General features: G+C 39.1%; 12 protein-coding genes. All 12 read right to left on the bottom strand.

What is annotated here, in order from left to right; translation table 11 throughout:
* Positions 1-26 precede the first annotated feature (26 nt).
* The gene (locus IE080_RS11240) at positions 27-1,037 is read right to left on the bottom strand and encodes a virulence RhuM family protein/type II toxin-antitoxin system death-on-curing family toxin (protein WP_189582273.1); all 1,011 of its coding nucleotides are present in this window, start codon (positions 1,035-1,037) and stop codon (positions 27-29) included.
* Between the two features lie 36 nt (positions 1,038-1,073).
* Positions 1,074-1,406, bottom strand: a complete 333-nt coding sequence (locus tag IE080_RS11245; protein ID WP_189582276.1) for a hypothetical protein — start codon at positions 1,404-1,406, stop codon at positions 1,074-1,076.
* 175 nt (positions 1,407-1,581) lie between these two features.
* Positions 1,582-1,941: a putative toxin-antitoxin system toxin component, PIN family gene (locus IE080_RS11250; protein ID WP_229800599.1), complete on the bottom strand. Its 360-nt coding sequence runs from the start codon at positions 1,939-1,941 to the stop codon at positions 1,582-1,584.
* A gap of 37 nt (positions 1,942-1,978) precedes the next feature.
* Positions 1,979-2,194, bottom strand: a complete 216-nt coding sequence (locus IE080_RS11255) for a hypothetical protein (protein WP_189582278.1) — start codon at positions 2,192-2,194, stop codon at positions 1,979-1,981.
* A 252-nt stretch (positions 2,195-2,446) separates the two neighbouring features.
* Positions 2,447-4,882, bottom strand: a complete 2,436-nt coding sequence (locus IE080_RS11260; protein WP_189582281.1) for a DUF5686 family protein — start codon at positions 4,880-4,882, stop codon at positions 2,447-2,449.
* A 60-nt stretch (positions 4,883-4,942) separates the two neighbouring features.
* Positions 4,943-8,527, bottom strand: coding sequence for a M1 family aminopeptidase (locus IE080_RS11265; protein WP_189582285.1), 3,585 nt, complete (start codon positions 8,525-8,527; stop codon positions 4,943-4,945).
* 11 nt (positions 8,528-8,538) lie between these two features.
* On the bottom strand, positions 8,539-9,411 hold the full coding sequence (locus tag IE080_RS11270) for an ABC transporter ATP-binding protein (protein ID WP_189582288.1): 873 nt from the start codon (positions 9,409-9,411) through the stop codon (positions 8,539-8,541).
* A 187-nt stretch (positions 9,412-9,598) separates the two neighbouring features.
* Complete coding sequence (locus IE080_RS11275) at positions 9,599-10,204, bottom strand: hypothetical protein (protein ID WP_189582291.1); 606 nt, start codon at positions 10,202-10,204, stop codon at positions 9,599-9,601.
* Entirely contained in the window at positions 10,191-10,682 is a 492-nt protein-coding gene (locus tag IE080_RS11280) for an RNA polymerase sigma factor (RefSeq protein WP_189582294.1), read from the bottom strand. The genes IE080_RS11275 and IE080_RS11280 overlap by 14 nt, the downstream gene beginning before the upstream one ends.
* 10 nt (positions 10,683-10,692) lie before the next feature.
* Positions 10,693-11,544: a TraB/GumN family protein gene (locus IE080_RS11285; RefSeq protein WP_189582297.1), complete on the bottom strand. Its 852-nt coding sequence runs from the start codon at positions 11,542-11,544 to the stop codon at positions 10,693-10,695.
* Positions 11,545-11,602: 58 nt separating this feature from the next.
* Positions 11,603-12,262, bottom strand: coding sequence for a DUF3267 domain-containing protein (locus tag IE080_RS11290; RefSeq protein ID WP_229800600.1), 660 nt, complete (start codon positions 12,260-12,262; stop codon positions 11,603-11,605).
* 62 nt (positions 12,263-12,324) lie between these two features.
* Positions 12,325-13,152, bottom strand: coding sequence for a helix-turn-helix domain-containing protein (locus IE080_RS11295; RefSeq protein ID WP_229800601.1), 828 nt, complete (start codon positions 13,150-13,152; stop codon positions 12,325-12,327).
* Between the last annotated feature and the right edge of the window lie 146 nt (positions 13,153-13,298).

Below are 13,298 nucleotides of genomic sequence, written 5' to 3' on the forward strand. Positions count from 1 at the left end.
CCGCTGTATCCAAGGTGATGTTGGACTTAGTTCTTTAATAGGTTTACTATCAGTTTAATCATCAAATCCCTTTGCTCAGGTAAACTTTGCGCTACTGCCAATGCCAATGCTACCAATGTATTTTCATTTATTTTTCTTACTCCTCTTTCATCCAAATGATAACTGTTCTGCTCTAAGAACCATACAAACAGAAAAGAACCTATTCTCTTATTTCCATCGCTAAAAGCATGTCCTTTGATGACAGAATATAACAACTGTGCCGCCTGCTCTTCAATAGTTGGATATGCCAATTCTCCAAACACCGTTTGGGAGATACTTCCCAATATTCCCTGGAATGAATCATCTTTCTCGTTTCCGAAGAGCTCTCCGGCTTCTCCTTTCTGAACCAATTCCTTCTTTAATTGGTGAATGGCTTTCTTGACATCATCATAGTTGATGACATAAATGATTTCTTTGGAAAGGTTATCGAGCTGAAGATCTTCTGAATCATACCTATTGAGTAATTCAAAAGATTTGGAATACTTTGATATAATATCCAAAAATCCCTCAGTCAATACTCTTTGTGATTCGAAGGTTCTTTCTCTTAAAATATCAAGCTGATTTTCTAGCTGAATTATTTTTTGACCTTGCTTGCTCAGTAATTCGCTGTTGATGGCATAGCCTTTCACCAAGTAATCCTTTAGCCTTTGGGTTGCCCATTTTCTAAATTCAATCCCAACTGGTGATTTTACCCGATATCCAACTGAGATCACTACATCCAAATTGTATGTTGAAACTGCCCTTTTTACTTTTCTTTCCCCTTCTTTTTGAACTTGGCGGAAATTCCGCCACGTTGACTCTTTTTCCAATTCTCCTTCTTTGTAAATATTTCGGATATGCTCACCAATTGTCCTTCTAGCTTTACCAAATAATTCAACAAGCTGCTGCTCGGTAACCCAAACAGTATCATGCTCCCCATCCAATATGATTTCAAATTCATTGCTACCCTGGGATGGTTTGAAAACCACTATTTCAGAATTGAAGTCAACTGTTTCCATATTAGGAAGATAATGGATTTTGATAAAAATATTAGTTCATTGTTTCAAAAAACCTTTGATTTCAATATTGCTTGGATCTTTAACAGCATATTCTATTAACACCTTTGATCCAATTTCCTTTTTATCGATTCTCTGCGAAAGTTTTTTCTTCTGAACATAAACCGAATCATCAACCTGATAGGATATCGTAATGATTTGGGTAAATCCCATTCCTTTCGGACCATACCCAAGTGCATTTTCTGTAATCACTGCTTTTGCCTCTGTGGTTTTTGTCCATGGAGCAAATGGCATTTCAAAATTATTCCATGCCAGGTATAGAAAAACTCCAAACCCCAATATTCCGATTATCCAAGGATTTTGCTTTGCCATTTTATAATTGAGTCCAACGTGATTCAGCTTGGAGACGGCGGGCTTTCGGATCCGTTCGCTTCCAGCCTACTCCTGACTTTTTAAAGGTACTGAACTTTCTATAAACTCTGAACCGCCCGCTGTATCCAAGGTGGTGTTGTGGTGTTCCCGCTTAAGCGGGACAGGCTGTGATTTTTTATTCCTGAGAAATGAATTCAGTCCAAGAAACTATTTTTGTCTTCTCTATCTTCCCTAATACTAATAAATCAGAATCTCCTGTTACTAAGAAATCTGCTTTACCATCAATCGAAAGACTCAATAAGAAATTATCTTTTGGATCCCTACATTCATTGATTTTTGATTCCACCTTTATTAATTCCCCAAAAGTTTCAATTTGGGTCAATAGCATTTTGATATCTGATTTTTTAAAAAATCTTTTGAATTTGGGCCTTTCAGAAACCTCTAAAAACTCTTCAAGCAATTCTTGCGAAAAAATCAGTGTTACTGCCCCAGATTCAAGAAGGATATCCAGTTCCTTTTGTCTTTTGGAGATCAAAAAACTTATCTACAGATTAGTATCTAGAATTACCCTTCTATTTTTCATACCGGGCTTTGCGGACTGCTTCAACCTCTTTAGTAATTTCTTCTAAACTTGGGGCTTCATCTGACTTACTCTTGAATTTCTTCAATACTTCAGAAAAAGCATTCTCAGATTTGTCTTTCTTAATCCTTATCAAATCCAAATTTGCCAAATCTTTCAAAAGGGCTTTGGCCTTAGGATTCAATATATCAACTCTAATAGTTTCCATATTTTTAGTCTTTCTTAAAGATACGAATTTTTTAAATCGGTGGTCATTTTATCATGCACCACAACTTATCTATCTGTCTGGAAAAACCAGACTTAGTTTACCAATTTTAAGAAATAAGTCTGGTTTTTCCCAATTATAAACTCACCTCTTCAGTAGGAAAAATTGTCAACCAAAGACCAATGGAACTAAATTGGCAAATAGCTACCAACACATACTTTTCAACTAAACTATTGAAAATGTTTTAAAAATTTTTCAAAAAGCCACCCTCAAAGACAAATTCACAAATAAATTTTCCTGAAAAGTAGGATTGGCATAAGCTCCCCAACGGTAATATGCTCCAATCCCTATCCCCTGAAATCCAAATCCTGAGCGGTATTTGATCAGGTTTTGGAGCTCAACTCCCGACTCCCAATAGCCTTGCTCCATGGTCTGAAAAGGAAATGCTTCTTCTCCAAAGGAATGATTTACGGATCCTATGGCAAAACCCTGCACCAAATTGAGTTGAGGGGCAATAGACATGGTATTTAAATCATGCTGAAAAAGCGGTCCCGTTAGATAGGAATAATTCGCATAGATAGCCCTGTCGGAAAAGAACTCATAAATCCGCATAGTTTGGAAATATGCCGGAAGACTAATTGAAAACGATCGCTCCTGTGGTTGAATACCAAAACCTGTATTGAAATAGGAAATCGGAACCTCCGCCCCCCAAACACTCATCCCCTCCACATTCAGCTGATGGGTAGAAACACCCTTCCTCCATTGGTGCTGTGTTTTGAAGGCCAATCTCCAAAAATCAGCCGTCCCATTTAATACATCAGGAATGGCACGCGAAGCATGGAAATTGAAAACCGGATAGCCAATCGGACCGGGGATGATTTGCCTGCCTACCTTGGATGTTTGCTCTTTGGCCACATATCGAAGATTCAAGCCAACTTCTGTAGCTTGAAACGACTGAAACATACGCTCGAGATCTGGCATCTCCAAATTGGACGTCCAAAGAGGGGTTCGGCTTTCACTACTTGCTGTCAATCCCAACCTCCACCGATGGAGTGGCAATTGCGAAAACTCAATGCTATACTTTTCAACAGCATCCATCTTTTGGGCCAAAAAAGCCCTGAACAGATCACTAGAGGTTGCAAAAGTTCGGGTACGGACAAAAGGATTAATTCCGATTTCAGCTATATCCTGACTGTAAGAAAACCGAATGCGGGATTCAAACGGATCATGGAAGAGAATGCTTGTCCCTAATCCATACTTCCAAGCTTGATCACGGAATCCATATCTGAAATATCCATCCAATTCAAAATGCCTAGCAAACTCTTGATTGGTGGCAAGGCCCATTCCCAAGGCCAATCCTTCATACTGATTGATACGAAATAAATGGGTGCTCAATACATCTATCTTTCCTAGGCTTACTCTTCCTGTCAACAGTTGTGAAAAAACACGCACTACATTTCGGGCTCTTAGGAGGTTTTTCGCATCCATTTCCTCAAATCTGGAAAAAGCACGTAGTTCTGCAACTGTCAGTGAATCTCTTCGAAATTGGGCCATAGGATATCGCTCATTTTGAATATTATAAATCAACCCAACTCTGGAGATTTCTTTCATTGGAATTGTTTCATTCAACCGAACATCAGATATAAAATTCTGGCTCACCAACTTCATGGGACTGCCATTAATATCAAAATTCTTGAACAGATAGATGCTGTTAATTTGCTCAGGAAACCAATGTTGCCCATCCCAATGGTTTTTCTGTTGCAGTTCGAATTGCAGGTTGCTTTGATTATTAGTGGTACTAAACACGATGTTTTCAAGGGCATAGTGATGTTTGGAAATCGTCATAAATCCTCTTCCTAACAAATAACCCTTAGTCTCTTGAGGCTGAAAGCTGATGACATAGGAGGTTGTCCCATTGGATTGAATGCTATCTTCCAAAAAATAATCGTATTTTCTAAGGCCATCACTTGTCAAGGGATGGAGATAGGGTACTTCCAAGACTGTAAGATAGTCCTCATAAAATGAAAACGGTTGGATCGTACTCGATACCAGGGCAGTCATCAAACTCTCAAGACCGGATATCTGAGATGCTTTGAACTTCTCATGTCTTCGGCCTGGTTTTCTATACGTAACTTCGGATAAACTTTCGGATACCAACAAATGTCCTCCATCAAACAAGGTGTCAAAACGCGTTCGTCGAATACCATCCTCACTGATCCCATCTACTGTGAAAATCATCTTATCGTAAGACTCATACCGATAGCTTTTCAGATTAGAAGGATCATTAATCTTTTTGTTAGCAATTGCCTTTCTCAATAGTGGAAAAGCAGGGTTTTCTCCTGCTAAAAAGAGAAATTCCTTGAGTTCTACCTGCTTGGATTCCATAAAAATCCGACCATCCGATCTGAGTTGGTTCTTGGCCAATTTCAACTTCACATAACCGACATGAGAGATCACCAAGGTATCAGCACTCGACTCCCATTTCAATTGAAATTCTCCCAAAACATCTGAGACCACCCCTTGAGATTCATATCCACTCCAATATACATGGGCAAAAGGGATCGGTTCATCGGTTTTGTTATGGAGTACTTTGCCTCTGAGTATAGAACCTTCCTGGGCCATGGACTCCAGAGAAAAAGTCGAACATAGAAAAAACATCAAATAAAACCCCAACAACAGTCTTATATGCATAATATCCTTACAATTTAAAATCAGCCTACCACTCAAAAGCGGTAGGCTATCTACATTAATTTAATCCAAGAGACTTACTTTTTTCACATTATCTCCAGGCACCCTGTCAATCAAATAATTGTACGGATCTATCCCCACAAAATGGGGTTTTTCCTTGGTTCTAAATTTAAATGTATTTCCCTCTTGGGTAACTTTTAAACGTTCATAAACTAAAGGGTCACCTAAAAGGTTTTTGTTTTCAGTAAATCCAAAAACTCCAACATCAATAAAATCTGCAATTGGAATAGCTGTTTCCTTCCCTAAAGAGTCTGATCTGAATTTCTTGGACTCAGTGGTAAACTCAACAATGTACTCCTCTCCTTCCTGCGTATAATTCGCATCCAGTACCCGGTTAGAAAATAAAGTAATATTGAGGAATAAATCGTCAATCACATACTGTAAGCTATCAGGTGTGTGCGCTCTAAAGACCCTTACCGCATCCATAGAAGTAGGATATGGTGGCCTCTGATGCTTAAATTCCTCAATAAGCTGCCGAAGTGCTGAATTTACCTGAGCTTCACCAATCATTTCTTTGAGGTAATACATGGCTACGGAACCTTTTTCGTAGTGAATATATCCTTGCTGCTCGGTTTCCACGAGTGGTCTTTCCGCCACAAATTCACTTCCTCTTCCTCTCAGGTAACCATCCATTTCGTATCTGAGGAATTTTCGCATTTTATCCCTACCATATTCCTTTTCCATGACCATCAGCGCCGAATATTGGGTAATGGCTTCCATCAACAATTCGGCACCTCTCATATTGGCAGCAATGACCTGATGGGCCCAATACTGATGGGCAGTCTCATGGGCCGTCACATAAAATACCAAGTCGATATCATCCTCGGTAACTTTGCGAAGATCTGTAATAAAACCGATACGCTCACTGTAAGGCATGGTTCCCGGAAATGACTGCGCAAAACCAGCATATCGCGGGAATTCCACAATCCTCAGCTGACTGTGATCATATGAACCAAAATTAGCAGTATAGTAATCCAGAGACTGGGACATGGCGCTGATAAAATTCGGGATATTGTATTCGTGGCCTGGCACATAGTACACTTCTATAGCCACATCGTTCCATCGCTGTCTCTCCACTTGATACGCAGCAGAAAGGAATGAGGTAAAATGCACTGAGGGCGCCTCCTGTTCGTATTGGAAGTATTTTCTTCCATTTTCTTCCCATTCCCGCACTAATTTACCGGGATTCACTGCAATCTGATTGGAAGATGTCCCTATCACTGACTTCACCGTGATCCAATCACTGTCCTTTCCTATGTAATGAAAATTCCTCGCTTCCAGATTATTTTCATCTAAAACCGGCATGCGTTTCTTCTCTGGAAGTCCTCTTTTCCGTCTTTTGTTGCGATCAGATAATTCATTACTTGCCTGATAGCCAAAGCTAGGAACCATTTCATAGGAGTAAAAAAAGCTACCATTTTTTAAAATACTGGTATTGGTAACCCTATTCTCAAATCCTTGGGTGCGCTTTTCTCCCGAAACCTTCATGGTAAGTTGCTCCCCAGGCTGTAAAGGCCGGGCCAGCTCATAAATCCGGTAGCCCAATTGATCATCATCCAGTTTTATTGACGCTTCATCTATCGTGATCTGAAACTTGCTTTTTGATTCAGACATGGTAAAGTGTATTTCACTGATCGGCCCATCTGTCCTATTTTCCATCACACCCACAACCTCAAAAGTCAGATCCCTATCCTCAGGATATAGCTCAATACGATAATCCATGCTAACCCACTTGGGCTGAGGAATATTCTCGTGTACCTTATACGTTTCCTCATAAGCTACCCGAATATCTTCCCATTCCTTGCTTGTTTTGTAGGTATTCAGTACTTGGGTATTGTAGTACACATGTGCACCTATGGCAAGGAACGCAGCAATGAAAACGAAAAAGACAGCCTTCGAACCTGCAAACCGCTCTCGCGCATCTTTCCACCTGCCGACCAGGGCAGTAGTCTTTCCTCTAGTAAAAAAGAGATAGGCAATATACACCAGTAACAATGCAAAAGCACCCCAATAAGCTTGAAACCAAGCAGTAGCCGTGGCCCATGGGCCAAAGCCGTTGACATCCGAATATGAACCACTAGAGACAGCACCGTAACTTAACATCAAGGATTCTATTTTAAGCAGTTCTAGTACATAGTCGGAGGCAATAATAAATACCACAAAAACAAAATAGGCTATGTAACGATTGTTGATCAGGTAATGGAAGAATACAGCCAATACCGTCAGATAAGTAAAAAACAAGAAGTCATTGACCAATAAAGAACGGGCATAAACTCCCAATTCGAAATTGAAATATCCATAGAAACTCTGGGCAATAACACCAATGACAATGGTCATCATCAGAATCAGTTGAATACTGATCAATAAAGCAAGTATCTTAGATGAAAGAAACAAACCTGTCGCAGCCGGTGTGGCATCCTTGATCTCATCCAAATGGGCATCTCTATCCCTCCAAACCAATACCCCGGAATAGAAGATAATGATACCGATAAGGAACAAATAAAATGCTCCTGAAATGCTGTCAATCACATCATAGGTCAGTGGATAATTACTACTGCCATACCTGCCCGTAAAAAAGGTAAGCCCAGTAATGAGATTGATAATACCAATTATCAGGATAATCAGAAATGTTTGGTTCTTGACAATGGCCTTCAACTCAAACCATACAAGTCTTCCAAATACAGCAAATGAAAATTTATTCCCGCTATCGATGGTCACAGCAGGTCTTTCCAATACAGGCGAGGTTTCTGACAAAGCTTTGGTTGCCTTTTTTTCTTTTTTGACCTTTTCATTCTTTTGCTGGAAAGAAAAGCGTGCGTATAATACTAACAGGAATGCAACTGCTACACCTACCCACACAAGCCTATTGATCAACAAATCCCCTTTCAGGAAAACAGCCGTGGTATTCAATTCTTCTACGGTAGCATACTTATTGGCCAGTCCAACTGGATAAAAGCCAAATGGATCCAGTAAATTAGCTAACCATTCCTTTTCTATATCTGCTATGAAATTACCCGCAATGGCATAGAGCACCAGTAAACCCATGGCTCCGATATAAGAGACCATGTTATTCCGAAACGTTACCGCAAGTGCAAAAGTCAAGACCCCAATGATAAATGTATTGGGAATCCCGAAACTGAGAAATCCCTGAATATGCCCTTCCCAATAAACAGGCCCAAACCTATTAGGATCAGCCCAAGGCATTAACGGGCCGACCAAAGCCCCTACAGAAATCCCCAACAAAGGGATCAGGGCAATCAAATACGCTCCTAAAAACTTACCAAAGAAATAGGATGAACGCTTGATAGGATAAGAAAAAAGGATTCCTGAAAAACCCGATTCAAAATCCCTATTGGCGGTAGCATTCATAAAGGCGGTAGTCATCAACAAAGCAATCAAGGACATGATCCCGTAGTATTGTTGTATAACAGACGGGGCATTTTTCTTGACACTTGTACTTGCGCCTCCAATCTGAATATCATCACTGCTGACCGCACCAAATACTAATAGTCCGATTACCAGGAAAAAAATCCACAACATAGGACTCTTGATCCAGGTTTTTAGTTCTTTTTTTAAGAATACAAACATGATATAGAGATTTAGACCAGTTGATTGATTTTAGCAAAGAATACATCTTCCAAATTTGCCTCCGCTTTGACAAAGTCATTGGTGGGCTCTTCTTCCGCAAACACATGAATCAATGGTTTTCCTCCCACCAATTTATCTGAGATTACCGCGTAGTTTTCTCTGTATTCCGGAAGCATGCCTTTTTCAATGCTTTTTTCATACACCTTTCCTTCAATCAACTCCAAGGCTTGATCTACACCACCATGATAGAGGACCTCTCCTTTATTCATGATTGCCATTTGTGTACAGAGTTCGCGTACATCCTGTACAATATGAGTGGAGAGTATCAAAATGGCTTCCTCTCCTATTTCACTCAGGAGGTTGTAAAATCTATTGCGCTCTCCGGGATCCAAGCCTGCAGTAGGCTCATCCACAATAATCAATTTGGGATTCCCTATCAAACACTGGGCAATCCCAAAACGCTGCCGCATACCTCCTGAGAATGATTTCACAGCTTTTTTTCTGTGTTCAAAAAGATTCACCTTTTGAAGGAGGTAGTTTACCAACTCTTTTCTTTCGCCGGAATTTTTCACCCCTTTCAATAGTGCCAAATGGTCCAATAACTCCACTGCTGAGCTTCTTGGGTACACCCCAAATTCCTGGGGAAGATAGCCCAATACTTGCCGAACTTTATCTTTCTCGTTTAAAACATCAATATCGCCTAAGCGAACATTCCCGCTGTCTGCATCTTGCAGGGTGGCTAGTGTGCGCATGAGAGAAGATTTCCCGGCACCATTAGGCCCTAGGAGTCCAAACATTCCTTTACCTATGGTGAGGCTAACATCTTTCAGGGCATGCACCCCGTTTCCGTATTGTTTATTGAGGTTGTTGATTACTAGATTCATTAGATATGTAAAGGTTTAGTATGTGATTAAAATGATTGATAGCTTTTGAAGTATTTTTTTATTTCTGATTTCACTTTTGAAAATACAAACTAAAGGCATGCAAGTACTGAAAATAAGTACTTAAGTGCTCAAAAAAGGCATTTTGCAAAATAAATTGTCCGATTATGGTCACTTTCCGTACACTATTTCATACTATCCGATCACCTTGTTTTAGAATATTCTCCGTCTGCTCAATAAAATCCCCAAATGCCTTCTTATGCATCCATTTCATAAGGAAGTAAATCAGCGGCATGGTCAACAAAGCCAAACCCATTCCTTGGAGTAAAAAAGACACATCCATGATCAGATCATCAGCACTAACCCCATCTCCACTCCCACCAACCAGTAGACCTGCCAAATAAGCCAAAGGCAAGAAAATCATAGACCTGACTTCAATCATGCGCAGTGTTTTACGAGTCAGTGTCAGTTGCTCCTGTAAGGTTTGTAAGATCGGCTGATCCCAATTTTTCAGTAATTGATTAAATGCTTTTATGCGTTGGTATATTCGCCAATGAAAGTATTGAGATTCCAGAATTAATACTCCCAAGGATAATTGTATGCTGATCGCCTGAAAAAGAAACATCAAATAAACTCCACCCACAGAAATTACCAGCCCAAACACCAGATTAGCCAGTAAGTTTTTCCGTAAAATCCTTATAGGGTTTTTACTTTCATTCACTTTTTTTAAAGTCAAGGTCTCTCGGTGGATACCTTTATCTTCCTTCATGTCTCTCCAAAGGTCATCTATCTCCATGCTTGCTTGCTTTTAAGTGAGTGCTTATTTTTTCTTTGATCCTGTGCAGCTTTACTCCCAAATTGTTTACCGAAACGCCTAAAAAGGCTGCTATCTCTGCATTGGAAAATCCATCCAAATGCATGGTAATGATGGTTTTGCTTACATCATCCAAACCTGCGATACAGGCATAGAGTAGGTCTACCTGTCTTTGTTCGGGCTTTTCAATAGCTGGAAGACTTTCCGCTGCTTCAAGATTGACTTGTTGGATTCTCCCCTGCTTTCTTTTGGAAGTAAGAATGGTATACAGTGATAGTTTATACAGCCAAGTATTGAACGAGGACTCTTGCCTGAATTTATCTTTGCTTTTCCAAGCCTGAAGGATGATCTCTTGTTTGAGATCATCCTTATCGGCAGGGTCAGGGACGTATAGGCCCAAGAGGTGAAAAATGGTTCCCTGATGCGAATTGATTAAATGGAGAAATTCTTTTTCTTCCATAAGGTTAGCTTTACAAAGCAACCGCCTCTACGGAATATCCCTTTTGTTGTAACAGAGCGATTACTCCTAGTTTACCCGGCAAATGTCCAGCACCCACTGCCACAAAAGAAGTTCCTTTCTTAAACAATTCCTCTAAGGTTGGTACCCATGCCCTATTTCGGTTATCTAGAATCTCTGCTTGATAGCGATTCATCAAATCACTTGTTTTCATAAAGCCAAATAAACGCTCAAGATCTCCCGATCCATAAATCTCCATCATTTGATCTAATTCCTTCTTTCCTGTATCATCTTTCAATGATCGGATGATTTCTTGAATTTGAAAATCTACGGGAATATTGTCAAAGATTCCCACCTGAAAGGCAGCTGTCTCCAAATCAATTACAGGCATTTGCCTTTCCGTTGCAAAACCTGCCAAATGAGTTTCCAGACTAAAAGGCTCTTCGCATTCCAAGAAACCCATCGTTACCATAGAAGTCAGGGTAAATGGTTTCAATACGCCCATCTGAGCTAAACCTGCCCCAAACTTACCAGAGAGATAGGTATCCAATAATTTAAAATCCTCTTCCGGTAGATTTGTATAGATATTTTCAAATCCAGGGTTTACAGCTAATTGCTGCATCTCTTGCATAATTGCAGGGTTGGCAGGATTCAACTCCATTACCAAAAGTTTACTTTGGGACAGTGCTTCTTGGAAACTGGCCTTTTCCACAATACTCTGATCACATAAGATATGCATGGTGCCAAATAGGTAAGAAGGTGACTCTAGCCCATTCCCACTCACCTTCCATAATAAGGTGCTTTCTTGGGCTTGAACATTGAAAATAAAGAAAATGCTCGCGATGATGAATACATACTTTTTCATAGAGGTTTTTATTGTTTTGAAATATTAGTGTCAATAGATGAGCAAATATTACATAAGCTTATTCATTAGTACGCGTTTTTTTGATGAAGAAGAAAGAAACTTTGTTTAGGGTATCATCATAGGTCACCATATGTTTGCTTTTATGGATATGAAAAAAATTAACTATGCCAAAATCCCCCGAGCACATCGCACTGTGCAATAACCATGTGCTAAGGATTGTGAGTTGCCAATAATGATCTACAAAGAGTAACAGTAGAATCAAAAAGCAGCTTATTAGCGTAAATGGCATCAAGGCTACCATGGTAAACTCTTTTCGATTAGCCACAAAATTGTTTGCCAATGCCATAAAATAGAACTTCTTGAGATTATAATCTAAAGAAGTTTCTTTAGCTCCCAGCCATTTATACGCCATGACATGAATAGATTCATGTATAGGAATCAGTATCAAACAAACTGTAAAACCAAAACTATAGTAGAATATCAAATCACCTATTGCTATATCATGCTTAGAAATAGCATTCCATGCATACACTACTACCAAAACAAAAAGACCAAGATTCACACCGTAAAAGAAAATAGAAATCAAGGACCATTTGTGAAGGCTCTTTTTGACAAATGGAATCAATTCGTCGTGTTCCAATTTCTCATAAAGGGAATAACCTGCTTTTGTTAAATCCTCGGGTTTTATTTGTATTGCCTCTGAAAACTTTTGAACCATTTACTAAACTGGAAACAAAATTAAAGGCCTACTTATAGGCAAAATTGGACTTTTGCGACAAGCTATTTGACTTCCCAAATTATTTTATTCCCCTCTAATTTACTGATGCGCTTAAAAAATGCTTTTGGGCTTTTTCCTGTTAGTTTCTTATACTCTCTTATAAAATATGATTGATCATAATAATTGCTTTCCAAAGCTATTTCAGTAAGTTTTTTGATTTCTCCTTGGAAACCATCTTGAGAAAGAGAGTGTCGAAATTTAAAAATCCTTTTGTATTCTGAAGGGGTACAGGTGAGTAGTCTTTTAAAGTTCCTTTGTAAAGACTTCATCGTCAGACCACACAAATCTGCAACCTCTTGTACCGTATAATCTTTTTCAAAATCTTCTAAAAGAAGCATGGCTTTCCGCATAATAAAATCATCTATTGTTGAAAAATTTTCCAACAGAAATGATTCCAAAAGCTCAATCCTTTTGAATAGATCAGCCTCTAGAAACAATTTTTCTGCAAGAGTGTGCCAATGAGGCAGTAGAAGTGCCTGTGAAAAATCAGGCGCATATTCAATTAAATCATCTTGCAGAAAATGATTCACTCCAAGTGGTTTGAAGATGATTGCTATTTCATTGAAATCTCCTTGATAATTCACAAAAAATGGCTGCGTATATTTACCCGTGATTTCAACAGAAACTTCATTTTTTAAATCTTCCTTTGAAGAAATTTGAAGGGAAAGATCCTCCCTTTTTATCTTAACTCCCTTAAACAATGATATGCAAGTATTTACATGGGGAAACGCCACATAACTCAACACATCTCGCTCTTCATTGACAAAGATGTAGTAGTACGCTATGTATTTGCGCAAAGACTTTGATAATGGCGCTATTGTTTTGATCATATGTTCTTGATTTTTATGATCGAGTACACACTATCTTTTCTCAATCCTTTTACAATAAGAACAATTTTAAAGTAATAGTGTGTCCTAGTTTCCTTAGACAATATATGATTTCTTGTGGATTGTTTGATGATAATCTTACATCTGAA

Origin of the sequence: Mongoliitalea lutea (assembly GCF_014652135.1) — a bacterium.
In the GTDB taxonomy this organism is placed as follows: Bacteria; Bacteroidota; Bacteroidia; order Cytophagales; family Cyclobacteriaceae; genus Mongoliitalea; species Mongoliitalea lutea.

Coding starts and splice junctions, on each gene's coding strand:
- IE080_RS11240 (WP_189582273.1), bottom strand. CDS start 1,037: ATGGAAACAGTTGACTTCAATTCTGAAATAGTGGTTTTCAAACCATCC.
- IE080_RS11245 (WP_189582276.1), bottom strand. CDS start 1,406: ATGGCAAAGCAAAATCCTTGGATAATCGGAATATTGGGGTTTGGAGTT.
- IE080_RS11255 (WP_189582278.1), bottom strand. CDS start 2,194: ATGGAAACTATTAGAGTTGATATATTGAATCCTAAGGCCAAAGCCCTT.
- IE080_RS11260 (WP_189582281.1), bottom strand. CDS start 4,882: ATGCATATAAGACTGTTGTTGGGGTTTTATTTGATGTTTTTTCTATGT.
- IE080_RS11265 (WP_189582285.1), bottom strand. CDS start 8,527: ATGTTTGTATTCTTAAAAAAAGAACTAAAAACCTGGATCAAGAGTCCT.
- IE080_RS11270 (WP_189582288.1), bottom strand. CDS start 9,411: ATGAATCTAGTAATCAACAACCTCAATAAACAATACGGAAACGGGGTG.
- IE080_RS11275 (WP_189582291.1), bottom strand. CDS start 10,204: ATGGAGATAGATGACCTTTGGAGAGACATGAAGGAAGATAAAGGTATC.
- IE080_RS11280 (WP_189582294.1), bottom strand. CDS start 10,682: ATGGAAGAAAAAGAATTTCTCCATTTAATCAATTCGCATCAGGGAACC.
- IE080_RS11285 (WP_189582297.1), bottom strand. CDS start 11,544: ATGAAAAAGTATGTATTCATCATCGCGAGCATTTTCTTTATTTTCAAT.
- IE080_RS11290 (WP_229800600.1), bottom strand. CDS start 12,262: ATGGTTCAAAAGTTTTCAGAGGCAATACAAATAAAACCCGAGGATTTA.
- IE080_RS11295 (WP_229800601.1), bottom strand. CDS start 13,152: ATGATCAAAACAATAGCGCCATTATCAAAGTCTTTGCGCAAATACATA.